Origin of the sequence: Halorussus sp. MSC15.2 (assembly GCF_010747475.1) — an archaeon.
Classification (GTDB): Archaea; Halobacteriota; Halobacteria; order Halobacteriales; family Haladaptataceae; genus Halorussus.
In genome coordinates this window covers 223,227-249,238 of record NZ_VSLZ01000003.1, presented here as the reverse complement: position 1 = coordinate 249,238, position 26,012 = coordinate 223,227, and the positions used below count along the sequence as shown (strand labels likewise).

The 26,012-nt window shown below is 68.4% G+C and carries 23 protein-coding genes and 1 pseudogene; 17 read left to right on the top strand and 7 right to left on the bottom strand.

Features of this window, described 5'->3' with window-relative positions; translation table 11 throughout:
* The first annotated feature begins 59 nt into the window (after nt 1-59).
* Together rnhA and FXF75_RS12545 are read left to right on the top strand one after the other, a co-directional pair.
* Nucleotides 60-653 (top strand): ribonuclease HI, encoded by a 594-nt coding sequence (rnhA, locus tag FXF75_RS12550; RefSeq protein ID WP_163522225.1) that lies wholly within the window; start codon nt 60-62, stop codon nt 651-653.
* Nucleotides 646-1,239, top strand: coding sequence for a rnhA operon protein (locus FXF75_RS12545; protein ID WP_163522224.1), 594 nt, complete (start codon nt 646-648; stop codon nt 1,237-1,239). The genes rnhA and FXF75_RS12545 overlap by 8 nt, the downstream gene beginning before the upstream one ends.
* Before the next feature lie 27 nt (nt 1,240-1,266).
* Here the strand turns inward: FXF75_RS12545 and FXF75_RS12540 are convergent, their stop codons facing one another.
* On the bottom strand, nt 1,267-1,623 hold the full coding sequence (locus FXF75_RS12540) for a PadR family transcriptional regulator (protein ID WP_163522223.1): 357 nt from the start codon (nt 1,621-1,623) through the stop codon (nt 1,267-1,269).
* A 225-nt stretch (nt 1,624-1,848) separates the two neighbouring features.
* Here FXF75_RS12540 and FXF75_RS12535 point away from each other — a divergent pair, with 225 nt between their 5' ends.
* From FXF75_RS12535 to FXF75_RS12490, 10 genes are all read left to right on the top strand, one after another.
* Entirely contained in the window at nt 1,849-2,382 is a 534-nt protein-coding gene (locus FXF75_RS12535) for an inorganic diphosphatase (protein WP_163522222.1), read from the top strand.
* 85 nt (nt 2,383-2,467) lie between these two features.
* Entirely contained in the window at nt 2,468-3,583 is a 1,116-nt protein-coding gene (locus FXF75_RS12530; RefSeq protein ID WP_163522221.1) for a bifunctional oligoribonuclease/PAP phosphatase NrnA, read from the top strand.
* A gap of 117 nt (nt 3,584-3,700) precedes the next feature.
* Nucleotides 3,701-5,044 (top strand): alkaline phosphatase family protein, encoded by a 1,344-nt coding sequence (locus FXF75_RS12525; RefSeq protein WP_163522220.1) that lies wholly within the window; start codon nt 3,701-3,703, stop codon nt 5,042-5,044.
* Between the two features lie 373 nt (nt 5,045-5,417).
* Nucleotides 5,418-5,882 (top strand): hypothetical protein, encoded by a 465-nt coding sequence (locus FXF75_RS12520; protein WP_163522219.1) that lies wholly within the window; start codon nt 5,418-5,420, stop codon nt 5,880-5,882.
* Entirely contained in the window at nt 5,863-6,309 is a 447-nt protein-coding gene (locus FXF75_RS12515) for a hypothetical protein (protein WP_240334642.1), read from the top strand. Before FXF75_RS12520 ends, FXF75_RS12515 begins: the two co-directional genes overlap by 20 nt.
* Nucleotides 6,306-6,809, top strand: a complete 504-nt coding sequence (locus FXF75_RS12510) for a hypothetical protein (protein WP_163522218.1) — start codon at nt 6,306-6,308, stop codon at nt 6,807-6,809. The genes FXF75_RS12515 and FXF75_RS12510 overlap by 4 nt, the downstream gene beginning before the upstream one ends.
* Nucleotides 6,806-9,931, top strand: a complete 3,126-nt coding sequence (locus FXF75_RS12505; RefSeq protein WP_163522217.1) for a hypothetical protein — start codon at nt 6,806-6,808, stop codon at nt 9,929-9,931. The genes FXF75_RS12510 and FXF75_RS12505 overlap by 4 nt, the downstream gene beginning before the upstream one ends.
* A gap of 154 nt (nt 9,932-10,085) precedes the next feature.
* Nucleotides 10,086-10,523: a DUF5791 family protein gene (locus FXF75_RS12500; protein ID WP_163522216.1), complete on the top strand. Its 438-nt coding sequence runs from the start codon at nt 10,086-10,088 to the stop codon at nt 10,521-10,523.
* Between the two features lie 81 nt (nt 10,524-10,604).
* Nucleotides 10,605-11,498, top strand: a complete 894-nt coding sequence (locus FXF75_RS12495) for an SDR family oxidoreductase (RefSeq protein WP_163522215.1) — start codon at nt 10,605-10,607, stop codon at nt 11,496-11,498.
* A 61-nt stretch (nt 11,499-11,559) separates the two neighbouring features.
* Nucleotides 11,560-12,750 (top strand): bifunctional oligoribonuclease/PAP phosphatase NrnA, encoded by a 1,191-nt coding sequence (locus FXF75_RS12490; RefSeq protein WP_163522214.1) that lies wholly within the window; start codon nt 11,560-11,562, stop codon nt 12,748-12,750.
* Here FXF75_RS12490 and FXF75_RS12480 read toward each other — a convergent pair.
* Nucleotides 12,751-15,179 (bottom strand): annotated as a pseudogene (locus FXF75_RS12480) (DUF5059 domain-containing protein).
* Between the two features lie 128 nt (nt 15,180-15,307).
* On the opposite strand from FXF75_RS12480, the gene FXF75_RS12475 reads away from it, so the two are divergent.
* Nucleotides 15,308-16,396, top strand: coding sequence for an aldo/keto reductase (locus FXF75_RS12475; RefSeq protein ID WP_163522211.1), 1,089 nt, complete (start codon nt 15,308-15,310; stop codon nt 16,394-16,396).
* Nucleotides 16,397-16,405: 9 nt separating this feature from the next.
* Here FXF75_RS12475 and FXF75_RS12470 read toward each other — a convergent pair whose 3' ends face one another.
* Nucleotides 16,406-16,600, bottom strand: a complete 195-nt coding sequence (locus FXF75_RS12470) for a hypothetical protein (protein WP_163522210.1) — start codon at nt 16,598-16,600, stop codon at nt 16,406-16,408.
* A gap of 123 nt (nt 16,601-16,723) precedes the next feature.
* Here FXF75_RS12470 and FXF75_RS12465 point away from each other — a divergent pair, with 123 nt between their 5' ends.
* The 4 genes from FXF75_RS12465 (at nt 16,724) to FXF75_RS12450 (ending at nt 22,584) form a co-directional block, all read left to right on the top strand.
* Nucleotides 16,724-17,920: an MFS transporter gene (locus tag FXF75_RS12465; RefSeq protein WP_309221808.1), complete on the top strand. Its 1,197-nt coding sequence runs from the start codon at nt 16,724-16,726 to the stop codon at nt 17,918-17,920.
* 65 nt (nt 17,921-17,985) lie between these two features.
* The gene (locus FXF75_RS12460) at nt 17,986-19,089 is read left to right on the top strand and encodes a glycosyl transferase family 2 (RefSeq protein ID WP_163522209.1); all 1,104 of its coding nucleotides are present in this window, start codon (nt 17,986-17,988) and stop codon (nt 19,087-19,089) included.
* 210 nt (nt 19,090-19,299) lie between these two features.
* Nucleotides 19,300-20,457: a TRC40/GET3/ArsA family transport-energizing ATPase gene (locus FXF75_RS12455; protein ID WP_163522208.1), complete on the top strand. Its 1,158-nt coding sequence runs from the start codon at nt 19,300-19,302 to the stop codon at nt 20,455-20,457.
* Between the two features lie 111 nt (nt 20,458-20,568).
* Entirely contained in the window at nt 20,569-22,584 is a 2,016-nt protein-coding gene (locus FXF75_RS12450) for a PKD domain-containing protein (RefSeq protein ID WP_163522207.1), read from the top strand.
* 4 nt (nt 22,585-22,588) lie between these two features.
* On the opposite strand, the gene FXF75_RS12445 is transcribed toward FXF75_RS12450, so the two are convergent.
* The 4 genes from FXF75_RS12445 to FXF75_RS12430 all read right to left on the bottom strand — a co-directional run bounded on the left by FXF75_RS12445 (nt 22,589) and on the right by FXF75_RS12430 (nt 25,999).
* On the bottom strand, nt 22,589-23,431 hold the full coding sequence (locus FXF75_RS12445; RefSeq protein ID WP_163522206.1) for an SDR family oxidoreductase: 843 nt from the start codon (nt 23,429-23,431) through the stop codon (nt 22,589-22,591).
* Nucleotides 23,432-23,595: 164 nt separating this feature from the next.
* Nucleotides 23,596-24,414: an endonuclease V gene (locus tag FXF75_RS12440; protein WP_163522205.1), complete on the bottom strand. Its 819-nt coding sequence runs from the start codon at nt 24,412-24,414 to the stop codon at nt 23,596-23,598.
* 24 nt (nt 24,415-24,438) lie between these two features.
* Nucleotides 24,439-25,365 carry a rhomboid family intramembrane serine protease gene (locus FXF75_RS12435; RefSeq protein WP_163522204.1) on the bottom strand — a complete coding sequence of 309 codons (927 nt, stop codon included), beginning with the start codon at nt 25,363-25,365 and terminating at the stop codon, nt 24,439-24,441.
* A 112-nt stretch (nt 25,366-25,477) separates the two neighbouring features.
* The gene (locus tag FXF75_RS12430) at nt 25,478-25,999 is read right to left on the bottom strand and encodes a GNAT family N-acetyltransferase (protein WP_163522203.1); all 522 of its coding nucleotides are present in this window, start codon (nt 25,997-25,999) and stop codon (nt 25,478-25,480) included.
* Nucleotides 26,000-26,012 lie beyond the last annotated feature (13 nt).

Genomic DNA, 26,012 nt, shown 5'->3' with positions numbered 1-26,012 from the left:
CATTAGCGGCGCAAACCGCCATCGGAAGGCGTTTAAACGGCTATCGTGGATGAACTGTCATGCCCGTTATCGAGTGCGACGTGGACGCCGCGCGCCAGAAACTAGCCGACGCGGGTGCGGACGTGTCGGCGGGCAACTCCGACCACGAGCGGTGGCGCGCGGAGTACGGCGACGCGAACGCCGTCGCGTACGACGAGAAAGTCGTGATACAGGGTTCGAATCCGCACGACATCGAGTCGCTGCTCCGCGAGGAGGGCGGCCACGCCTACGTCTACTTCGACGGCGCGAGCAGGGGGAATCCCGGACCGGCGTCCGTCGGATGGGTCGTCGTCACGAGCGACGGTATCGCCGCGGAGGGCAGCGAGACCATCGGGCGCGCGACGAACAATCAGGCCGAGTACGAGGCACTGATTCACGCGCTTCGGGCCGCGCGCGACTACGGGTTCGACACCGTCGAGGTGAAAGGCGACTCCGAACTCATCGTCAAACAGGTCACGGGCGCGTGGAACACCAACGACCCCGACCTGCGCGAGTATCGCGTCACGGTCCGTGAACTGCTGACCGACTTCGACGACTGGGAACTGAGTCACGTGCCGAGAGAGATAAACGAGCGCGCCGACAAACTGGCCAACGAGGCCCTCGACGATGCCTGAGACCGACAGTTCCGACGACGCTATCGAGAACGGCGACGAACCGGCCGACGGCGAACTCCCCAGAGAGACGGTCGAGCGCGTCGAGCGCTTGACGCGACTCGCGCGCGAGGCCGTGGACGACGCGGAGGCCGACGCCTACCGCGAGGACCGGGCCGACCTGCTCGCCGACTACGACTTCAGAGCGCGGGTCCGCGAGGAGGACACCGGCGCGACGCTGGTCCTTCATCCCGACGAATGGCTCGAAGACGGGACGATTCGGACCGAGCGCATCGACGACACCGACCGCGCGGTCGAGGTGTCGCTGTCCGGGCCGGGCGACCCCGACGACTGGGACTCCGTCGAGGAGCACAACCGCGACATCGCCGAGAAAGTGCGGCGCGAACACGGTCGTGTTCACGGCGACAACGTCGCCGCGTTCGCGGATTTCATGGGGAACCACTACGCTCGGCCGGTCGAATCGGCGACCAGCGCAGAAGTGGCGGAGTTCCTCGAAGAATACTTCCCGCGAAACGCGTGGCCGACAGAAAAACAACGAGCGGTCGTCGAGGAGTCTATCGACCTCGTGTTCGAGGTCGCCAACGATTAATCTTCGTCCGGGCGACGGGAGTCGGTGTTACTCGTTGTCTGCGACGAGTTCGCGGACCTGTTCGGCGCGCTCCTCGTCGGTGACGAACTTCGAGAGCGTCCACTGAAGGGCGTCCACGACGACAGCGAGACCCTCGTCGGTGAGTTCGTACTGGTTGGTTCGCTTGTCGAGTTCGCTCTTCTCGACGTACCCCTTCTCGACCAGCGTGTCGAGGTTCGGGTACAGTCGCCCGTGATTGACCTCTTCCCCGTAGAAGTCCTCGAGTTCTCGCTTGATAGCGAGACCGTACATCGGTTCCTCGGAGAGGATGGTCAGGATGTTCTTCTGGAAGGCGGTAAGGTTGCGTGCGGTACTCGTCTCTGTGAGTGTCTGTGCCTCTGACATAGACTCTGACACCCTGCGATTTGTCACGACGGTATTTAATCCTTCCTCAATTGGCCGGAGTTTACAGGAGGAATATGCCGATACTACCACCGAATGGTAGGTGCATCCGGGTAAAATTCGAGAATCGACGCGACCTGTCACGGCAATATCCTCTCGCGCGCACCGCGGCCGACGACGCAATGCCGAAAGGACTTTCCGGACTTCGGACGGATTCCCGGACTGCACATGGCGAACCTCTGGGAAGATTTGGAGACTGGACCGAACCCGCCCGAGGAAATCTACGCTGTCGTAGAGTGTCTCAAAGGCGAGCGCAACAAGTACGAGTACGATAAGGACATCCCCGGCGTCGTCCTCGACCGCGTCCTCCACAGCAACGTCCACTATCCGAGCGACTACGGGTTCATCCCGCAGTCGTACTACGACGACGAGGACCCCTTCGACGTGCTGGTCCTCGTGGAGGACCAGACGTTCCCCGGATGCGTCGTCGAGGCCCGTCCGGTCGCGCTGATGAAGATGGACGACGACGGCGAGAAAGACGACAAGGTCATCGCCGTCCCCTCCGAGGACCCCCGGTACGACGACGTGCAGGACGTAGACGACCTGACCGACCAGCAGAAGGCCGAGATTTCGGAGTTCTTCGAGACCTACAAGAACCTCGAAGCCGGAAAGCAGACCGAGACCCTCGGCTGGGAGGACAAGCAGTCCGCGATGGACGCCGTCGAACACGCGATGGAACTCTACGAAGAGAAGTTCGCCTGACGTCGCAGCGAACTTTTTCTGACACTCTCAGCGGTCGGATACCTGCCCGAAACTATTTGGCACTGGCCTGAACAACGCCGAACCGATGGCTTTCGGGTCCTCGTTCACCGGTGTCGAGACGGTCGCCGTAGCCGCGATGCTCCTGCTCTCGGGCGGATTCGTTCTCTACGCCGCTCAGTCGGTCAGCGACTGGCGGCGAGACGACGGCGAACAACCAGTTGACGAACTCAGAACCACGGTCGCGGGCCAGAACCGAGTCGCGCTCGTCGTCCCGGAAGGACCGAGTATCGACGCGCTGGCCGCGGCCATGGGTCTCCAGACGCTCTGCACCGAGTGGGGCGTCACCGCCCAACTGTTCGCGGAGGGTCCCGTCACCGGCGAGGACAGCAAGACGTTCTGCAACATCTTCGACCTCGAACTCTCGGTCATCGGCGAGGGGGCCGAGGAACTCACCGACGCCGGTGCCGCGGTCGCGGTCGGCGGCGGGGGCGGCGTCCCCCGGCTCTCGAACAACCCGCCGGTCGTCGCCGTGGTCCGCCACCGACCGACCGCCGAGGAGAACATCCTCACGGTGACGCCGACCGACGACGGTTCGACCTCGACCACGGTCACGCGCCTGCTGGAGGAGGAGGGCGTCGTCCCCGACCAGCGAGTCGCGACCGCGCTGCTCCACGGCGTCCGGGCGGGGACCCGCGAGTTCCGCCGCGCCAACGGGAAGCGCGACTACGAGGCCGCCGGGTTCCTCCACACTTACGCCGACCTCGGGCGCATCGAGGACCTCCGGTCGCCGGGCATGAGCGGCGACACCTTCGACGTCATCAGCGACGCTATCGCCAACCGCGAGCGCCGGGCGAGTTTCGCCGTGACGAACGTCGGTGCGGTCCCCTCGGTGTCGGCGCTGGAGGAGGCCGCCGACACCATGCTCCGACTGGAGGGGGTCTCGACCGCCGCCGTCTTCGGCATCCACGAGGAGACCATCGTGGTCTCGTGTCGCGCGGAGGACGTGCGAACCAACGCCTTCGACATCCTCGACTCCGCCTTCGGCACCAGCGAGACGACCGGCGGGAACACCGACGCCGCGACAGCACGCGTCCCCCTCGGCCTGTTCGCGCAGGTAGACGGCGACCACGAGGAGACGCTGGACATGCTCATCGACGCCAGCACCCGGAAGGCGCTGTTCGAGGCGTTCGAGAGTTCGTAGTCGGGTCGCGGGTCCGCGGACGGCGATGCCCGAACGCCGAGTCCCTCATCGTTCTTCACGGCGAATACGCGTGTTACGAAAAGAAATTTCTTGTATGCCGTTCTCGTATCGGGCTACATGGGTCTCTTCGATAGGCTCCGTGGCGACGACAAGCCGCGCGTTGCCTTCTTCGGAATCGACGGCGTGCCGTATAGCTTTCTCGAGGACCACTTCGACGAGTTCGAGCATCTCGGTGCGCTCGCCGACGAGGGGTCGTCGGGCGCGATAGACAGCATCGTCCCGCCCGAGTCCTCGGCGTGCTGGCCCTCCCTGACGACCGGGGTCAACCCCGGGAAGACCGGCGTCTACGGCTTTCAGGACCGCGAAATCGGCTCGTACGACACCTACGTCCCGATGGGCCGAGACGTGCAGGCGACCCGACTCTGGGACCGCGTGCAGGAGGCGGGCCGAGACGCGACGGTGATGAACGTCCCCGTGACGTTCCCGCCCCAGCGTAACGTCCAGCGGATGGTCTCCGGATTCCTCTCGCCCGGCGTGGACAAGGCGTCGTACCCCGACGAGATGCGCGAGTACCTCCAGTCCACCGACTACCGCATCGACACGAACGCCAAACTCGGCCACAGCGAGGACAAAGAGGAGTTCATCGAGGACGCACACGAGACCCTCGACGCCCGCTACGAGGCGTTCAAGCACTACCTCCAGCAGGACGACTGGGACCTCTTCTTCGGCGTCTTCATGACGACCGACCGCGTGAACCACTTCCTCTACAAGGACTACGAGGAGGACGGCGAGTACAAGGAGGAGTTCCTCGACTTCTACCGGAAGGTCGACCGCTACCTCGGCGAGATTCGCCAGAACCTCCCGGACGACGTGACGATGATGGTCGCCTCCGACCACGGGTTCACCTCGCTGGACTACGAGTTCTACGCCAACACGTGGCTCGAACAGGAGGGGTGGCTCTCATACGAGGACGACGACCACGAGGAACTCGGCGACATCAGCGACGACACCGAGGCCTACTCGCTGATTCCCGGCCGGTTCTACATCAACCTCGAAGGCCGCGAACCCCGCGGAAGCGTCCCCGAGAGCGAGTACGAGGCCAAGCGCGACCAACTCAAGGAGGCGCTCGAAAATCTGGAAGGGCCGAACGGTCGGAAGGTCTGTGACCGCGTGGTCGAGAAGGAGGAGGTCTTCCACGGCGACCACGCGGACATCGCCCCGGACCTCGTCGCCATCCCGAACTACGGCTTCGACCTCAAGGCCGGGTTCAAGGGCCACGACGACGTGTTCGGTCACGGTCCGCGCGACGGGATGCACAGTTTCGACAACGCCTCGCTGTTCGTGGACGACCCCGACGCGACGATTCGCGACGTGAACCTCTACGACATCACGCCGACGATTCTGGACCTGATGGAGATGGAGTACGAACCGGGCGAGTTCGACGGCGAGAGTCTGGTGTAGGCGGTCGCGGCTCTCGATTTTCGGGGGTGGTTTCGCTCGAACGGAGTGAGTAGTCTAGCCTGTGAAGTGAGTAGTCTCTCTACCGGCGCGAATAGCCGAGCGGCGCTAGCTACTGCCGTCACATATGAGTAACCGCCCAGCAACCGCGACCGCGAACCTCACCCCTCCCCAACCGCCTGCGGTCCTCGGTCGCTGCGCTCCCTGCGGTCCTCGTCCCTCGCGCATATCGGCGCGACCACTCGCGGGTCGCGCCAGCGCGCGCCGAACTGAAGGAGGTGGCCAGTCGAGACGGACAGACCGTGCCGAAATCGCCCGAGAAACCGCCTCCTCCCCACGCGAGGGTTTAAGTCCGAAGCCGGGACGAACCCGGGCCATGTTCGACGCACCAGTCGAGACGTGGTACCTCTGGGTCGGTCTCGCGGTGGCGAGTGCGGCCGCAGTCGGTCTCGCGGCGACCCTCCCGCGCGCGCCGCCGCCCGACGCCGCGGGCGCGGCCGAGACCGTCGACTCCGTCGCCGCGAGCGACCGCCCGACGACCGGAGTCCACCCGCTGTCGGCCGACGCCGCCAGAGTCGGCACCTATCGAATCTGGCTCCGAGACGACGGCGCGACCGGCCACGCGACGTTCGCCTTCGGTCCCGTGACCCCGGTACGACGGGACACCGCGCTCTGGGACGTCCTTCGGGGCACGCCGCCCGAGCGCGCCTTCGGAACCGCCGCGGACTTCCGACGGGCCGCGGCGGACGCCCGGGACCGGACGCCGGTCTGGCGCTCGCGCGACCGACTGACCGTCCGGCGAGTCGCGTGGGAGGGCGTCGATGTCACGCTGGTCGGGTGACGCCGGTCGCGGAGAGACGAACCTGCGCCACGAATTGACGCACCTTCGCTGGCCGACCCGTGCCCAAGTCGAACCGCTGGCGGCGCTGGTCGCCGTCTTCGCTGTCGGCGCCGCGCTCACGGCTTACACGGGAGTTCTCGGCGCGACGCTCCCAACGCACGACCGGAATCTCGCGGAACCGACGGTCGAGCGCGCAGAGCGCGCGGTCAGTGAAGTCGGCGTGGCGGACCCCGACGCACTCGCGGCGGGTCTGCGGGCCGGACCGAACGGTTACTCGGTCACCCTCACCCTCGAAGCGGCCGGTCGAACGTGGCGCACCGGACCGACCCCGCCGACGAGCGCCGACGCCGCCGAACTCGCGGTGAGCGTCCGAGTCGGCCCCGGACGGGTCAGGCCCGGCACGCTCCGCGCGGAGGTGTGGTCGTGAGAGCCATCAGTACGGTCCTCGACGCGTCGCTCTGCCTCCTGTTGGTCTCGGCGAGCGCGCTGACCCTCGCGGCCACGCCGACCGGGCCGGGTGGCGCTGGCACCGCCGCGACTGACCCCGACACCGCCGACGAGACCGCGGAACTGCTGGCGACGAGTACCGCCCTCGTGACCTACGACGCCGGTTCCCGCAATCGGACCGCACACGACACCCTCGCGGGACTCCTCGCCAGCGCCGCAGTCGCCGACTCCGGTCCCGAGTCCCACGACGGGTTCGTACAGGCCGTCACGACGAGGGTCGGCCGAACGCTCCGGCGACTCGACGGGGACGCGCAGGTCGTCGCCCGCAAGAACCGCCCGCAGTCCCGCGCTTCGGAATCGAACACAGCGCACGAGGGCCGCGTCGTCGCGGGCGACGCTCCGCCTCCGGACGCCGACGTTCACGCGGCCGCGTTCGCGGTCCGGCAGGTCAGACTGACCGTCAGGACGTGGTCGCAGTGAACCTCGCGGCCGACCGTCGGGCGCGGGTCCCCTTCGCGCTCGTCGGCGTCCTCCTTCTGGTCGGGAGCGCGGGCCTCAGCGCGACGCTCGCGGGCGGCCCGACGCCCAGAACCGACGATTCGGTCGGCGTCGCGGTGGACCGCGCCACCGCCGCAACCGGGACGGCGCTCCGCGGTGCAATCGCTCGCGCCGGACGACAGGCCGCCCGCGGGCCGGTGACCGACCCGGCAAACACCACCGCGGGCAGGGTGCTGAACGACTCGACGCCGTACCGGGACTCGCTCCGAATCCGAATCTACCTCGCGGCCCGCGACGCCCTCACCTCGGTGAAGGTTCACGCCGGCGGGTCTCGGTCTCCCGGCGGCGGCGTCACCGCGACGGTCTCGCTTCCGCCGATTCGGAACGCCTCGGACCTCCGGGACGCGAAGCGACGGGTGAAAATCGAACCCGCTGGCGGGGCCGAGAGCGCGGAGAACGCCGGTCTCCGGGTCCGAATCGCGAACGTCACCGCCACCGCGACCCGCGACGGCCGAGTCGTCGAACGCGAACAGTTCTCGCCCGCGTTGGTCGTGGCGACCCCGGCGCTGGCGCTCCACGAGCGAACCGAGCGCTTCGAGACGCGACTGAACCGCGGACCCCTCGCGCCGGGACTGGGTCGGCGACTCACGACCCGACTCTACGCTCTGGCGTGGGTCCGGGGGTACGCCCAGTACGGTCGCGCACCCATCGAGAACGTGGTGGCGAACCGCCACGTCGAACTCGCGGCGAACGGCGGGGTCCTGCGCGAACAGCGCGCCGCGTTCGGTCGGAGCGACCCCCGCGGTCGGCGCGCGCTCGGGTGGGCCACCGCCAGAGTCGGTGTGACCGACCTCCTCACCGCCGCGAACGCCCGTCGCGGGACGGCCCGGACCGACCAACTGCTGGCCGCCGCGAAGGACTACCAGAAGCGCAATCCGATGCCCGGCGGCCTCACGCGGGACCGAAACACTTCCGAATCGAAGCTCCGAGTCGGGGTCAACCGGACCGCCGACCGGGCTTTCGCGGGCCTCGTGACCGGCGAAAACGGGACCGACCTCACCGGAGTCCTGCGGTCGGCCTACACGGCTGACGCGCGCCTCGTCGCTTCCGTCCGGAAGAGCGACACCGAGGGCGACAGGAACCCCTCGCCGGATTCCCCCGGCCCGAACTGGACGCTACAGTCGAGCGAGGTCCGGACGACGACTGGGGTCGAATCTGCGACCGGACCACCTCCGGGGGTGCCGCAGGGCTGGCACCTGCTCCGCTACGAATCTCGCCGAGTCGTCCGGACGAGTTCGCTCGTCGCCGACTGGGTGCGAGGCAACGAGACCCGCCGGACCGTCCAGCGGTGGACCGAGTCGTTCGCAGTGAGCGTCGGCGTCTCCGGCGACCACGGTGAAGCGGTTCGCGTCACTCCATCGGTTCCCGCGCCGCCAGCGAGACCGGTCGCGGGCGTCCACGAGCGCGGCGGGGCGCTCGACGGGCCGAACTTCCGGGACCTGTCGGCGAAGGCGACCGAGCGACTGGTCGCCGACCGCGGCGGGTTCGACGCGCTCGCTCGCCGGGCGGTCGTCGGGACGCTCGACACGCGGTCGAAGCGGGTCGTGGGACGGCGACCGCCGGACCTTCGCACGTGGGTGTACCGGGACCTCGCGGCGCTGCGCGAACGCGTCCGGAACCTCTCGGTAGCGGTCGCCCGAGCGCGGACTCTCGGCGGTGCGCCGCCAGCCGCGGAGTTGGCCGAGACGCTCCGGAGTCGGCGGACCGAACTCCTCGACGCGCCCGCTCGGTACGACGGCGTCGCCGACCGGGCGCGAGTCGCGGCGAGGGCCGCGTATCTCGACCGCGTGGTGGCGCGACTCGAATCGCGGGCCGACCGGACGAACGCCACCCGGTCCGCCGTCGGGCGGGTCCTCGCCGACGCCGGGAGTTCGATGGACCGAGCGCACCGGATTCTTCGCACGCAGATGCGGTCGCGCGCGTCCCCGTCCTCGCTGTTTCGGACCCCACCGGCGCGGGCGATGCCCGCCGACGGTCCCGGGCGCGCGACGAACCTGACCGTCGAGGGCGCGCCGCCCTATCTCACGCTGGCGGCGCTCGACCACGAGCAGGTGACCGCGATACCCGAAGGCGAACGGGACCATCCGCTCGCGGCCGAGAACGAGAACGTCTTCGCGATACCGTACGGTGACGCCGCGGAGACGGTGGCTTCGGAACTCGTCGGCGGGGGCGAGTCGGACCGTGCCGACCTCCGGACCGCCGCGCTGGCGCTCCGGGCCGCGAACCGGACGCTGGCCGAGACGGACAACCGGAGTCTCGTGCACCGTCGCAACGAGTTGCAGTCTTCGCTCGCCGCGTCGATGCAAACGGCCCGCGAGCGACTGGTCGAGGAGTTGTCGATGCCGCGGTTCGACCTCACGGAGGCGGAGCGTCGCGCGGCGGTCGATTCCGGACTGACGCGTTGGAACACGACCGCCGGGCGGGCGCTCGCGGTGGCCAACGGGTCCGCCGCGCAGGCCGTCTCCGCGGCGGTGGTTCGGCGGCGGTCCGCGCTTCGACAGCCTGTACGACGGGACTGGGTCCGCCTCAGGGCGGAGTTGGCGGTCGAATCGGTCCGGCGGAGCGTGGCTGGACCGCCCCGGTCGCAGGTGAACCGGACCGGGACCGCGACCCGCAGCGTGGCGAAGACCGCGCTGAAGCAGGCGGTGACGACCGGTCTCGGGAACGCGACCGAAGTCGCCAGCAAGCGATGGTTCGGCGAGGTGTTGGGCGCGGTCCCGGCCGGACTGCCGGTCGCGCCGGTGCCGGGGTACTGGTACGCGACGCTCAACGTCTGGACGGTCTCGGTTCGGGGCCAGTACGCCCGGTTCGCCGTCACCGCGCCGCAGGGACCGCCCGGCGAGTCGGTCTCGTACGTCCGGGAGTCGGCGACGGTTCGACTCGACTGGGACGACGACGGCGAGTCGGAGGTGGTCGGCCGGACGACGCCGGTCTCGTTCGAGACGGAGACGACCGTCGTGGTGGTCGTCCCGCCGGGTCCGCCCGGCGTCGGCGATAGGGACGGGAATCGAGACGAGACCTCCCCGGGATGGTCGTCGGGGTAGGCAGATACCTCGGAAGCGGTGTGGAACGGGTTTCCGCAATTCGACGAGTAGATGGCCCCGCGCTGTCGGGCGGCGTCCCGATGGGGGAGAGCAGCTCCAACCGACACCGAACCGAAGTGAAACCTCTTTCAACCGCCGGACCGTCGGGTCGGGTATGCTCTACGACGACATCGCGGACCCCGATTCGACCTCCCCGGCGGAGCTACGTGCGGAGTACGTCTCCGAACTCGCCGAGGTCGTCGAGACCCACGGGGTCGATTCGGTCGCCGACGAGACCGGCGTGGACCGGGAGACGGTCGCGGCGCTGACCGAGAGCGACGCCGACGCGGCGGACGGTATCACGCTGGAGGAGGCGGCCGCCGTCGCGGCGCTGGCCGACGAGACGCCGGACGCCGACGCCATCGTCGCGGAGGTCCGGGACAACCTCCTGATGGGGATGACGACCGCGGTCCTCGACGTGGACACCATCGCGGCCGACATCGACGCCGACATGGACGGCAAGCAGGTCCACCAGAAGGTCGAGGGGCGCGCGCCGATGACCCTCGCCGAGTACGCGACGCTCCACCACTTCATAGCGAGCCGTCAGCGGTAGCAGTTCGCTCTCGTAATCGTCCGCTCGTTCTCGCGTCCTCCCGTCGCGGGAGTTATCCCTGCCACGCCCCAACACCGGCGCATGAACGTGGCGATACTCGGATGCGGCTACGTGGGACTCGAACTCGGTCGCCAGTTGACCGAACGCGGCCACCGGGCAATCGGTGTCCGGCGCTCCGACGACGGTCTCGCAGAAATCGAGGACGCAGGGTTCGAGGCGGTACGGGCGGACGTGACCGACGCCGACTCGCTCGACGCGGTGCCCGACGCGGACGCCGTGGTCTTCGCCGCGAGTTCCGGCGGCCGCGACGCCGAGGCCGCCCGCGAGGTGTACGTCGAGGGACTGCAGACCGTAATCGACCACTTCGGCGCGCGAGAGACCCCGCCCGAGCGATTGGTCTACACCTCCAGCACGGGCGTCTACGGCGACCACGGCGGCGGCTGGGTGGACGAGGAGACGCCGCTCGACCCGACGACCGACAAGACCGAGGTGCTGGCCGAGGCAGAACGCGTGGCGCTCGAAGCGACTGCAGACCGCGGCATCGACGGCACCGTCGCGCGCCTCGCCGGAATCTACGGGCCGGGCCGGACGCGACTGGAGCGGTACGTCGAGGGACCTGTCACCGAGGGATACCTCAACATGATTCACCGCGACGACGCCGCGGGCGCGGTCCGCTTCCTACTGACGGAGGACCACGCTCGGGGCGAGGTGGTGTTGGTGGTGGACGACGAACCCGTCTCGAAGTGGTCGTTCGCGGACTGGCTCGCCGACGAGTGCGGCGAGGACCGCCCGCCGAAGCAGACGACCGAGGAGCGACTCGACGGCGACCTCTCGGAGCGCGCGCGACGCCGACTCGTGACGAGCAAGCGCTGCTCGAACGAGAAGCTACGGGGTCTCGGGTACGAGTTCCGCTATCCGACGTACCGCGAGGGCTACCGCGACGAAATCGAGGCCTATCGGAATCAACCGGCGTGAATCGCTCAAACGTCTACGTATCGGGAAAATTTCTTGTTCGTCCGCGTTGTGGGAGTAAGACATGCAACTGCCGGGCATTCCGGAATTGCGGGTTCGGGAGGTCGTTCAGGCCGCTGAGGCCTACGGTCTGAGTTCGCCGGAACTCGCAGGTGCCGCCGCCCTCGGGGCGGTCGCACTCGTGGCGTCGCTGTGGCTCGTCGTCCGGTGGCTTCGGCGACCGATGGGGGCGCGACTCAAGCGCGCGCTGAGCAAGTGCGACGAGGTCGCGGTTCTCATGCACCCGAACCCCGACCCCGACGTGATGGCGTGCGCGATAGGCGTCGCTCACCTCGCCAGCGAAGTCGGCACCGACGCGACCCTCCAGTTCCCGGGCCAGATTCGCCATCAGGAGAACCGCGCGTTCCGGACGGTCCTCGACCTCGACCTCGAACAGATAGACCACGTGAGTCAGGTCGCGGCCGAGGACGTGATTCTGGTGGACCACAACACCCCGCGCGGGTTCGAAGGGGCCGAGCGACTCGAACCCTACGCGGTCGTGGACCACCACCCCGGCAACGGGACCGGCGAAGAGTTCACCGACCAGCGCACCGACTACGGTGCCTGCGCGACCATCGTCGCGGAGTACCTCGAAGACGTGGGCGGCACGCCGGTCGGCCCGGACGAGGACGAGGAGAACGCAGACGGGTTTGTGGTCCCCTCGGCGGTATCGACCGGCCTGCTCTACGGCGTCCAGTCCGACACCAAGCACCTCACCAGCGGGTGTACGGAGGCCGAGTTCTCCGCGGCGGCGTACCTCTACGAGGGCGTGGACGAGGACCTGCTCGACCGCATCGCGAACCCGCAGGTCAGCGCCGAGGTGCTGGAAGTCAAGGCGCAGGCCATCTCCGGCCGGGACGTACGCGGGTCGTTCGCGGTCAGCGACGTGGGTCGCATCAACAACGCCGACGCCATCCCGCAGGCCGCCGACGAACTCCTCCAACTGGAGGGCGTGACCGCGGTGGTCGTCTTCGGCAGGCGCGACGACATGGTCCACCTCTCGGGCCGGTCGCGCGATGACCGAGTCCACATGGGCAAGGCGCTGGAGAGCGTCGCCGACGACATCCCCGGTGCGAGCGCGGGCGGCCACGCCCGCATGGGCGGCGGGCAGGTCCCGGTGGAGGGCGCGGCCTACGCCAGCGGCGCGGAGGCCGCGATGTGGTCGCAGGCCGAACTCGGCGACGACGTCTTCGCCGCGCTCAACGGCGACGTGTAGCTACTCCACGACGATTTTCCCGGTCATGCCCGCGGCCTCGTGGGGCACGCAGTAGTACTCGTGGGTGCCCGTCGTCTCGAAGGTGTGGACGAACGACTGGCCCGACTGGACCGCGCCCTTCCCGTTCTCCCACCCGGTCTCGGCCGCTTTCTGGGAGTCGAAGTCGCCGGACGCCCAGTAGTCTGCTCCCTCGGGAATCTTGTCGCCGTAGGCCGTCACGGAGTGGGGTTCTCCCGCGGCGTGTACGAAGGCCACTTTGTCGCCCTTCGAGACCGTCAGTTCGGCCGGGTCGAACGAGACGGCCTTCAGTTTCACGACGTGGTCGGCGTCGTCGGGCGTGCCCTTCACGACGTTCGGCCCGCCAGAGAGTTTCGTCTCGGAACCGCCCTCGCTCGACTCGGACTTCCCGACCGGGGCCTTCCCGGGCGCTCCGGCCACCGCGAACTCCGCGCGGAGCGAGGCGCGCGCGAACGCCGAGAGCGCGCCGGAGACGCCCGACCCCTGCTTCAGCGCCTCGACGAGTCCCTGCAGTTTACCCTCGAAGGACTCGTAGGCGTCTCGGTCGGCCTTCTCCAGTAACTCGTGGACCTCGGCCTCCTCGAAGGCGGCGAACGCGTCCTGCGCGACGGTCGCGGCCGCCTCGCCGAAGTCACCGCCCGCGTTCGAGACGACGGTGTATAGCGCAGTCACCGCCTTCCCGTTGAACGTCGTGGCCGACGAGTAGGCGTCGCCGTTTTTCGCCGCGCTTCCGACCGACTCCAGCGCGCCCTCGAACGACTCGTAGAGGGCGTGGTCGGCGTGTTCGAGCGCTTCGTGGAACCCGCCCGCGCCCTCCTCGAAGTGCTGGAACGCCGACTGCACCACCGACCGAGCGCGCTTCGACTCGCCGAGCGCCGCGAGCGCGGCGGCGTCGAAGCGCGGGCGCTCAGCAGGCCGCTCTCGGCGGCGCTGACCCGCGCCTCGGACCCGACTTTCGTGGCGAACTGCAGGAGCGAGTCGTTCACTCCGCCGAAGTGCGTCTCCACGGCACCGTCGTTTCCGTTCTTGAACGCCGGAATCAGCCCGTCTTGGAGGTGTTCGTGTTCGAAGGACTGATAGAGCTTCTCACTCGCGCTCTCGAGGCGCTCGTGGAAGCCGATTTCGTCGCGCTCGAACCGCTGGAAGAGACCCTGCGCGACGCTCGCGGCCGCCTTCCCCTCGCCGAGCGCGTACAGTTCGCGGGCGTCGCCGAACCGCGCCCGGAAGAAGGCCGCCTGAAGGACAGCGGCCTCGGTCTCGGTAGCCAGCGCCGAGATTCCGGCCCGGAGGTGTTTCTCGACGGCGTCCGCGGCGCTCGCGGCGGCTTCGGCGTCGCCCTTTCCGGCCGCGCTGGCGAGGTCCTCCAGTCCGGTCTCGAAGCCCTCGTAGGCCTCGTGGTCGGCTTCTTCGAGCGCTTCGTGGGCCTTCGCGCCCTCGAAGTGGGCGAAGATGTCCTCCGCCGCGGTCTTCGCGTACTCGGACTTCCCGCGGGCGGTCAGCCACGCCACGTCGTAGGCCCGCGCCCGGTAGACGTTCAGCGCGGCGGCGTGCGCGAACGCCGTCGAGGGGCCGCCCAGCGAGGCCAGCATCGAAGCGTCGTAGCCGCGTGCCTGCATCGCCGCGAGGTGGCCCGCCCCGGCCGCGCTCTCGCTGGCCGCGACCGCGTACGACCCCGTCGCGGCGGCGTCGAAGGCAGCGTTGGCCTCGTTGCGAACCGTTCCGCCGGTCCCGGCCTTCGCGGCCTTCTCGACCGCTTCGACGGCGCTCTCGAAGCCCTCGTAGCTCTCGGCGTCGGCCGCTTCGAGGTCCTCGTGGACCGCGGCCTGCTCGAACCGCTCGTAGGTGTCGCCCGCAATCGTCGCCGCGGCGTCGCCCTTCCCGGCCGCGTAGAGCGACGAGGCCGTCACGAGGCGCGTCCCGAGGAACTGGAGGTCGAGCGCGCGAGCGTTCTCCTCGCCGACGAGTTTCGTCTGGGCGGCCGAGAGGTGCTTCGAGACGAGGTCCGCCTCGACTCGCATCTCCTCGACGTTCTCGCCTTTCGCGCGCTCTCGGAGTTGGCCCAGCGCCTCCTCGAACTCCGCGTAGCGCTTCTCACTGGTGGTTTCGAGGACTTCGTGGGCGCCCCACTCGCCCGTGGCCCCCTCGAACTTCTGGAAGGCGTCGGCCGCGACGCCGGCCGCGGCGTCGAACTCGCCCGCGAGACCGAGCGCGAGCGCGTCGGCCGCCAGCGCCCGGTAGACGTTCCACTCGGCCGCGACGGCCAGTTCGGCCGGTTTCGGCGCGTCGCCGCCGCTCCCGTCGCCGGACGCCCCCGGAGCTGCAGATTCCAACTTCCCGCCACAACCGGCGAGTGAGACGCCAGCGAACAGTGCGCTCCCCGCTTTCAACAGGTCTCGTCGATTAGTCGCCATATCGGTTTAGGCACACCTAAAAACAAAAAGCGTTCCGATTTTGGCTGACCTAAACTACCCGGAGGCGGCTCCCGTGTACCGGTCTCGAATCCTCCGGTCTTATGCCGATAGGAGCGTTACGCTCCGGCATGGCCACCGACGACGGAACCTACGAGTACAAACTCCAGCACGGCGACGACTTCGGCCGGACCTACTTCCGACTGTTCGACGGTCTCGCCGTCTCGTCGGTCGGCGTCGGCACCTACCTCGGCGACCCGACCGACGAGGTGGACGCCCGGTACCGCGACGCCGTCGCTACCGCGCTGGAGGGCGGCATCAACGTCGTGGACACCGCCATCAACTACCGGTGCCAGCGGAGCGAGCGCGCGGTCGGGACGGCCATCGAGGACGCCGACGTGGACCGCGACGCGGTGTTCGTCTCCACGAAGGGCGGATTCGTCCCCTTCGACGGCGAGCGACCGGAGAACCCCGGCGAGTACGTCAAACGCGAGTTCGTCGATACGGGTCTCGTGGAACGCGAGGACCTCGCCCGCGGGAGCCACTGCATCGCCCCCGACTTCATCGACGCCCAACTCGACCGGTCGCTCGACAATCTGGGCGTCGAGGAGATAGACCTCTACTACGTCCACAACCCCGAGACCCAACTCCACGCGCGCTCCCGAGAGGCGGTGTACGACCAGTTAGAGGAGACGTTCACCCGCCTCGAAGAGCGGGCGGCGGCGGGCGACATCTCGACGTACGGCGTCGCGACGTGGAACGCCCTCCGCGTGCCCGAGACCGACGACCAGTACCTCTCGCTGCCCGAAATCGTCTCTCGCGCCCGAAAGGCCGCCAAGGCCGCAGAGAACACCGCCACCCACCTCCGGGCCATCCAGTTGCCCTTCAACGTCTTCATGGCCGACGCCTTCACCGTGGAGGCCCACGAGGGACCGGAGGGTCCCCAGAGCGCGCTCTGGTTCGCCCACGAGGCGGGCCTGAACGTCTTCACCAGCGCCAGCATCGGGCAGGGGGACCTCGCCAGCGGTCTCCCCGAGGACGTGAGCGACCGACTCGCGGGCGACACCGCGGTCCAGCGCGCCATCAACTTCGCCCGGAGCGCGCCCGGCGTGACCAGTTCGCTGGTCGGCACGAGCGACCCGGAACACGTCGAGGAGAATCTGGCCGCCGGTCGGTTCGACCCCCTCGGCGCGGACGCCTTCGACGCGGTGTTCGAGTAGCGCTCGGCGCTACCCGCCCGTCGTCCGCCACCGGGGGGCCGCCCGCGACTTCCACGCCCGACCGCAGTCCGGACAGGACCGCTCGACGCCGTCCTCCGCCTCCGTCCGGGCCACGAGCGACCGACGGCAGATGCGACACGAGAACCGCCCGCGGGCGTCCTTTCCGACTTCACCGTCCCAGAGACCTCGCCGAATTGATTTCATATACCCAACTAGTACGACGGAGGCGACCGAAAACCTTGGGGGAGGGAACTCCGGATTCGAAACGCGTGGAGACGACCTTCTGGATTCGGAAGGTTTGACTGTCCCCTCGGAGTAGCGTCGAACGTGTCTCGTGGCCGGGTCTTCGCTTCGATGTGTTCGCTGGTGTTTCTGGTCAACCTCGCCCGCGTGGTGTTCGCGCCGCTGCTCGAACCGCTGTCGGCGGCGTTCGCGCTCACCGAATCCACGGCCGGACTGATAGCCACGCTGGCGTGGTTGGGGAGCGCGACGCCCCGAATCCCGACGGGCTACCTGCTGACCCGCGTGGACCGCCACCGGGTCGTCCTCGGCACCGGCGCGGTGCTGACCGGGGCGGCGGCGTTCATGACCGTCGCCCAGTCGGTGGTGATGCTCGGGGTCGGCGCGTTCCTCATGGGCGTGGCCAGCGGCGCGTACTTCATCGCCGCCAACCCCCTCATCACGGAACTCTACCCCGAGCGAGTCGGCCGGACGCTCGGCGTTCACGGCACCGCGAGTCAGGTTGCCGCGGTCGCCGCGCCGCTGTTCGTCGGCGCGGTGCTGGCGGGCGCGACGTGGCGCGGAGTCTTCAGTATCATCGCGGTCGTGGCGGCCTGCGCCACCGCGGTCTTCTACTGGACCGCGCGTCGGACCGAGATGCCCGACGCCGGGACCGAGGACCGCGACCTGCTCACGGCGGCCCGGAAGCAGTGGCCCATCATCGTGAGCGGGGTCGCTATCCTCGGCGCGACCGGGTTCGTCTGGAACGGTCTCTTCAACTTCTACGTCAAGTACGTCACGGCGACGAAGGGACTCGACGCCGCAACCGGCAACACCCTCCTCACGGTGGTGTTCGCCGCGGGCGTTCCGGCCTTCTGGCTCACGGGACGACTCGCCGACCGCCTCCCCCACGTCCCGCTCATGCTGACGATTCTCGGCGGGTTCGTCGCCTGCCTGTTCGCGCTGACCGCGGTACAGGGGTTGGTCGCTATCGCCGTCGTCACCGCAATCCTCGGCTACGTGGTCCACAGTCTCTTCCCGGCGCTCGACACCTACCTGCTCGACTCGCTCCCCGACCAGAACCGCGCGAGCGCCTACTCGCTGTACAGCGGGTCGATGATGATAGTGCAGGCGCTGGGGAGCGTGGCGGTCGGCGCGCTCGTCGACGCCGGGTTCGGCTACGATACGGTGTTCCAGACCTTCGGGGGCGTGCTGGTCGCGATTCTGCTGGTGCTGGTCGTCCTCTGGGCGAACGACGCGCTGCCGACCGGCGGACAGGACCCGACCGTGGTTCGCGGGGACTGACGCCGAACCGGCACCGGCGTCCGATTCCCGCCCCTTTTCAACCCCTCCATCCCAACCGTCACGCGATGGAGTACGGACAGGAGCGCGTCGCCACGCTACACGACCTGACGGGCACCGTCCCCGACGCCCCGACGGACCGCGCCGCGGTGGTCGTCCCGATGACCGAGCGCGAGTACGCCGGACTCGCGGCCGAGCGCGTCCTCTCTGAACTGGAGTCGGTCGCGCCCGGCGAGGTGGTCGTGGCCCTGCGCGCGCCGCCCGAGAAGGTCGGGGCGTTCTGCGACTGGCTCTCGGGGTTCGACCTGCCGCTGTCGGTGGTGTGGTGCAACGGTCCGGGCGTCACCGACCGCCTCGACGAGTACGGTCTCAACGGCGAGGCCGGGAAAGGTCGAGACGTGTGGCTGGCGCTCGGAGTCGCCGCCGCGCGCAGCGAGTACGTGGTGGTCCACGACGCCGACGCCAAGACCTACGAGGCGGGCGACGTGGCCCGACTGCTGTTCCCCCTGAGTCGGGGCTACGAGTTCTCGAAGGGCTACTACGCCCGCGTCGAGAACGGACGCCTCTACGGGCGGCTCTGTCGGCTGTTCTACGCGCCGCTGGTCCGGGCGCTGGCCGACGCCCACCCCGACGCGGCGGTGCTGGACTACCTCGTGTCGTTCCGGTACGCGCTGGCCGGGGAGTTCGGGGCGACCGCCGACTTCGTCCGCGCGCTCCGGGTCGAGCGCCACTGGGGGCTGGAGGTCGGCACGCTCGGCGAGGCGTTCGGTTACGCCGGGTTCGAGGGCACCGCGCAGGTGGACCTCGGCCGGTACGAACACGACCATCGGGCGGTCTCGGGACCGACCGGTCTCTCGGACATGAGTCGTCACGTCGGCCGGGCGCTCCTCCGGGCGGTCGAGTCCCACGGCGTGACCCCCGACTACGACGCCCTGCCCGAGCGCTATCGGCGGACCGCGGAGTCGTTCGTCGAGCAGTACGCCGCCGACGCCGGGTTCAACGGTCTCGACTACGACCGGAGCGAGGAGCGCGAGCAGGTGGACATCTACGCCGAGGCCGTCGCCCCGCCGGGCGAGGACCGGCGGCTTCCGGCGTGGCGCGAGGTGGCGCTGACGCCCGCGGAGGTTCTGGACGTCTCCCGTAACGACGTGGCCGACGTTCGCCGTAGCTGAAAACCGAGTCCGGCGCGGGGCAGTGCAGTTCGGTTGCGGGACAGTCGCGTGACGGATTCGGTGGCCCGAGAGTCACTGGTTTCCGAGAACCGTCTCCTCGCTTCCGCAGTACCGACGGAACCACTCCGTGCAGGTCGTCGCTACCGTCTCGCGGGACGACGACACGTCGGACCGACGAGTACACAAGTCCCGACTCACTACCCTCCGACAATGACCGAACTCGACGTGGAACCGGTCGAGCGAATCGACGAGAGCGACGTTCCGGCGGGCATCGACGCGCCCGAGTACGTCCTCTACGGCGGGAAGGGCGGCGTCGGGAAGACCACGATGGCGGCCGCGACGGGGCTTGCGAGCGCCCGCGGCGGCACCGCCACGCTGGTCGTCTCGACCGACCCCGCTCACTCGCTGTCGGACACCTTCGAGACCGAGATTCCGGCGACCCCCGAGCGCATCCGCGAGGACGTGCCGCTCTACGCCGCCGAAATCGACCCCGACGCCGCGCTCGAAGAAGGGGACGCGGTCTTCGGCGGAGCGGCCGGAGGTGCCGGGACCGGCGGTCCCGAGGCGGACCCCGCCGGGTCGGGCGTCGGCGCTGGCGACCAGTCCGGCCCGCTCGGCGGTCTCGGCGAGATGCTGGGAGAGGGCAACCCGATGGACGCGCTGCTGGGCGGGCCGATGCCGGGCGCGGACGAGGCCGCCGCGATGCAGAAGCTACTGGAGTACATGGACGACCCGCGCTTCGAGCGCGTGGTCGTGGACACCGCGCCGACCGGCCACACCCTCCGACTCCTCGAACTGCCCGAACTAATGGACACGATGCTGGGCCGCATCATGAAGCTCAAGCAGAAGTTCCAAGGTATGATGGAGGGCATGAAGGGGATGTTCGGCGGCGAGGACGCCGACCCCGAGCAGGGGTTCGACGACCTCGACGAACTCAGCGACCGCATCGAACGACTCCGTGACACCCTCCGAGACCCGAGCAAGACCGACTTCCGTGTCGTGCTGGTCCCCGAGGAGATGAGCGTCTTCGAGTCCGAGCGCCTGCTCGACCAACTCTCGGAGTTCGGGGTGCCGGTCGGCACCGTGGTTGTCAACAAGGTGATGGAAGACCTCGCGGACGTCGTCGAACCGCGCTCGACTGCGGGTGAGACGGAGTCGGGCGGCGTGACGAGCGAGGATACCGACGCCTTCGTCTCGCCCAACCTCGACACCTGCGAGTTCTGCCAGCGACGGTGGGAGGTCCAACAGGACGCCCTCGCCCGAGCGCAGGACGTCTTCCGCGGGCACGACGTGAAGCGAGTGCCCCTGCTCGCCGACGAAGTGCGGGGCGAGCGCATGCTGGCACTCGTGGCGTCGTGTCTCGACTGACTCGCGTTCCGTCTCTCGAATATTTATATATCTCAGTTTTAAATACCGGATTGGATGAATAGACGACGGGAATCTCTGACGTATCTTTGGGTATTGGTCTGTGTACTGTCGGTGGGAGCGACGGCCGGGGTGACCACCGTCGGCGCGTCGGCCGCCGGGAACGCGCCGACGGTGTCGTTCAGTTACTCGCCGTCGGACCCGGTGCCCGACGAGACGGTGACGTTCGACGCTTCGTCGTCCACCGACGACGGGACCATCGACGAGTACGAGTGGGACCTCGACGGGGACGGCTACTACGAGTACTACGGGGCGACGGTCACGCAAACGTTCGACTCGGCGGGCGAGTACGTGGTGACGCTCCGGGTTACCGACGACGACGGCAACACCGCCGAGACGACCCAGACAGTCTCGGTGACGAACGACGCGCCGACCGCCGCGTTCGACTACTCGCCGTCTGACCCGGTGCCAGACGAGTCGATTACCTTCGACGCCGCGTCGTCCTCGGACACCGACGGGAGCATCGAGGAGTACGAGTGGGACTTCGACGGCGACGGCTACTACGAGTACTACGGGTCTCAGAACACCTTCACCTACGACACCGCTGGCAGTTACACCGTCACGCTCCGGGTCACCGACAACGGCGGCGTGACCACCAAGGAGACGAAGACGGTCACCGTCGGGAACGAACCGCCGAACGTCTCGTTCAGTTACTCGCCGTCGAGTCCGAGTCCCGACGACTCCATCACGTTCGACGCCGGAGCGTCTTCGGACGCCGACGGCCAGATTACCGACTACGAGTGGGACTTCGACGGCGACGGCTACTACGAGTACTACGGGTCTCAGAACACCTTCACCTACGACACCGCTGGCACCTACACGGTTACGCTCCGGGTCACCGACAACGGTGAAGCGACTAGCAAGAAGGTGCGGTCGGTGACGGTGCAGAACGACGCACCGAACGCCACGTTCAGTTACTCGCCGACGAAGCCGAGTCCCGACGACGCCATCACGTTCGACGCCGGAGCGTCTTCGGACGCCGACGGCCAGATTACCGACTACGAGTGGGACTTCGACGGCGACGGTTACTACGAGTACTACGGGTCCCAGAACTCCTTCACCTACGACACCGCCGGTACGTACACCGTCACGCTCCGAGTGACCGACAACGGCGAGCACACGGTCAAGCGGACTCGGACGATTCGGGTCGAGAACTCGGCCCCCGAGGCCTCGTTCACGTACTCGCCGTCGAACCCGAGTCCCGACAGGACCGTGACCTTCGACGCCGGGGCGTCCGCGGACGCCGACGGCCAGATTACCGACTACGAGTGGGACTTCGACGGCGACGGCTACTTCGAGCACTACGGGTCGCACAACACCTTCACGTTCGAGGACGAGGGCGCTCACACGGTCACGCTCCGGGTGACAGACAACGGCGAGCGCACGGTCAAACGGGTCCGGACGATTCCGGTCGGCGACGTGTCGATTACCACCACCACGACTACTGCGGAGTCGCCCTCGTCCATGGGTGTGACGGAGGGGACCGAGTCCGTCGAATCGACGGCGGAGTCGTCGAACGGCGAGACCAACGGCGAGTCGTTCGCGAGGGGCGAACTGTTTCAGGTCGCTCGACTCTACGCTCCCCAAAAGGTCATCGCACCCGGGAGTCCGGGCCGACTCGCGGGCGCGTTCACTGCGGACGTGACCAACGACGAACCCACGAAGGTCCAGATTACCCTTCAGGTACCTAGCGGCATCCGGATTCAGGGCGGGAGCGACGTGCAGAGCAGCGGCGGCGGTCTCCCAACTTCGACGTTCGTCATCGAACCCGGCGAGACCATGGACATCTCGGCGAAAGTGACCGGGTCGGACCCCGGTACGTACACGCTCCGGGCCGCCATCACGTACTTCCCGGTCGGAAACAAGAGCGCCGCGCGCGAGTACGACGGACTGACGTTGAACTTCGAGGTGCGAAACGAGTCGGCCGGCGAAGCGGCGGTCGAGGACGAACGGGACGTGGAGACGAACGCGGAGACGACTTCGAGCGGCGAGACGCCGGGATTCACGGTCGGCGCGTCGGTGGTCGCACTCCTCGCGGCCGCGATGCTCGCACGCCGGACGACCGAGTGAGCACTCAGTCCCCGAGCGGATTCTTCGCCACCAGCGAGAGCGCGAGTCTGTAGAACTTGTCGCGCAACTTCGCGGGGACGAACCGACCGAGCATCGCCACCTTCGCTACCTGTCCGACCGGGTAGCGCGCGGCGGGGTCGGTCAGATTCGCGGCGTCCAGAATCGTCTCGGCCACTCTGCGAGGGGCCACCGCGCCCGGACCGCCGCCGCCGACGGCCTCGGTGTCGTCCAGAATGGAGTACAGCGTCTCGTAGGCGTCCGAGCGCTCCAACCCCTCGACTTCGTCGGAGGCCCGCTCCGCGAAGGCGGTGTCCACCGGGCCGGGTTCGACCAGTACCACGTCGATACCGTACTCCGACACCTCGGGTCGCAGGGCGTCGCTGATTCCCTCCATGGCGAACTTCGACCCGTTGTAGATACCCATCCCGGGCGTGGCGAGTCGTCCCGACACGCTGGAGACGTTGACGACAGTCCCGGTCCGGCGGTCGCGCATGTGAGGTAGCACCTCGCGAAGCAGGCGGTGGGGACCGAAGACGTTCACCTCGAACTGGTTCTCGACGCTCTCGGTCGTCACGTCTTCGACCGGGCCGAGTTGGGCGTACCCCGCGTTGTTGACGAGACAGTCGATGCGCCCCTTCTCGTCGATGATGCGCTCGACGACGCGCTCGGCGTCGTCCTCGTCGGTCACGTCGAGCGAGGCGACGTTTGCCCCCGCGTCGCCGAGCGACTGGATATCGGCGGGGTTGCGGGCCGTCGCGTACACTTCCCACCCGTCTTCGAGGAAGCAGTGCGCCGTCTCGCGCCCGATGCCCGACGAACAACCGGTGATGAGGACAGTTTCGGTCACGCTCGCACTGTCGCGGTCCGGACAGATAAATTTCGTCGCTTCGGGGTGTCACTGGGCGTCGCACCACGGGTCGCCGAGGACGTGTAAGGGATGGAGAACTTCGACGGACGCGTGGAACGCCCCGCCCGGTCGTTCGCTCCGGCGGTGGACTCACCTCGTCGGCCTCAGTCGCGGACTTCGGCCTTCACTTCGTCGGCGTAGTTATCGGCCAGCCGAGTCGGTTCGGGCAGTTTGTAGCCCGCACAGAGGCGTTCCACGAGGTCGGTCGTGGTCTCGGCGCTCACGCGGTGGCCGGGGCTGACGTAGAGCGGATTGACGTGGCGCGTCTCGGGGTTGTCGTACTGGCGCGACTGGTAGGCGTGGCCGATGACCGTTCCCGGCGGCGCGGTCACGCTGTCGTCCGCCTCGATGGCGACGCGCGCGCCCTGAGACAGATACTCGTCCAGCGACTCTCGGGGCCGACCGCAGAGCAGGCTCTTTGCGACCCCGACCGCGGGCACGTCGAGCGTGACGCCGACGTGCGTGGCGATTCCGGCCTGTCGGAAGTGGATGCGCCCGCTCCCGTCGAGGACCGCGAGGTCGGGGTCGACCGACAACTTCTCGAACGCCGAGAGGATGGCCCCGCCCTCGCGGAACGAGAGGAGTCCGGGGACGTAGGGAATCTCGGTCGGTTCGACCGCGTGGACCTCCTCGATTACCTCGCCCCCGCGCGTGGCGACGATGGCGCTGACCGCGAGCGCCTCCTCGGAGAACGCGTCCACGAACGCCTGGTCCACGCCGACGACCACCGGGGGTTCGGCGTCGTCGGTCGCCGCGCCGAGCGCGGTCTGGCCGTCGTCGGTCTGGTCGGCCCGCACCGCCGCGGGGTCGAACGCGAAGTCGTCCTCGAAGACCGCGACCTCGGCGATGTCGCGCTGGAGTCGCTCCATCTCCTCGCGGGAGAGCGTCGGGTCGGGGACGAACTCGGGATGAACTGGCGTCATGGGAGAACAGACGGGGCGGAGGGGTTAGAAACGTCCGCCCGGACCGCCGGGGCCGCCGGGACCGCCTGGACCCCGGCCGCCGCCGACCTGCAACTGCTGGGGCGCGCGCTCGCCCTCGCGCTTGAGTTTGATACCGTACAGCAGACCGATGCCGACGCCTGCGAGGTGGGCCAACTGGGCGACCCCGCCCGCGCCGATGCCCCCGGCCGCGCTGACGAACACCGAGTAGCCGACGAACAGCGTGGTCGCCAGCCACAGGGGCATCGGGAGGATGAAGTAGAGGTAGATGGTGAGGTTGGGGTTCAGAATCGTCAGCACGCCCAGCACCGCCGCGACTGCACCGCTCGCGCCGAGGACGCCGGTCGCCGGGGCGGCGGGGTTCATCAGCGCGTAGATGCCGACCTGCGCGAGTCCGGCTATCGCTCCCGCCACGAGGAACAGGACGGCGAACTTCTTGCTGCCGACCCGGCGCTCGACCACGGGACCGAAGAAGTACAGCACCATGCTGTTGAAGACGATGTGGAGGAAGTTGGTCGGACTGTGGCTGAAGATGGACGTGAACCACGTCCAGACGTTGAGGAGGTGGTCGGACTGGAGGACGAATAGAGGCTGGTAGAGTTGGGGCGCGACGAGGAGGACTATCCACTGGAGCGCGAAGGTTATCCACATCAGCCCCAACAGGACGAATGTCATGTTCCCTCGGAAGTAGCCCAAGGGACCGCCGGGTCCGGTGTCGACGCCGATTCTATCCGTGATTCCGCCCGCCCGCCCGCTGTCGTTCACGGTGTCGTCGAAACCACTGTCGAACACGCCGTCCGGGTCGTTCCACTCGTTCAGCCCCGGACAGTCGTGACTCTCCGGGAGTCGGTGGGCCGAACAGAAGGTGCCGCCGCACCGCCGACACTCGTACGGCATGTTCTCGCTTTCGCCACACACGTCGCACTGCGCCATTGGCGAACCCTTGGGGGCCGGACCTGAAAGGGATTTGGGTCGTCGCGTTCCGCGCCGGAACGATGGGTTCGGGGACGGTATCTGTCGGGGTTCCGGGAGTTCCGGGTCGGCGTCAGTCGAGCGACCGTCGCATGAACCCCCACTCGTCGCCGACCGCTTCCGGGGCACCGCTCTGGTCGTACCGGGACGTGTACTCGAAGCCGAGGTCCTCGTACAGCGACCGCGCCGCGTCGAGGTACGGCCCGACCCCGAGTCGAAGCGTCTCGAACCCGTCGCGCTCGGCACCGTCCAGCAGTTCCTCCACGAGTCGCCGGCCGAGTCCCCTTCCCCGGTAGTCGGGGGTGACGTACAACCGCTTGACCTCGGCGGTGGTCTCGTCCAGTCGCTTCAACTGGACCGACCCGACGATTCGGTCGCCGTCGCGAGCCAGAAACAGGGGGTCGTCCACCGCGGCGCTCCCCAGTCGGTCGATGTCGTCCTCGACGGCCGCCTCGACGTCGATGCCCGTGAGTTCGTCGAAGTACGCCTGCGCCTCCCGGTCGGCGAACTCGTAATAGTCCAGCAGTAGCTCCCGCAACGCCGATTCGTGACCGTCTACCTCGGTCCGGACGACCGAAACGTCGTCACTTCCCATGTAGGGACGAACC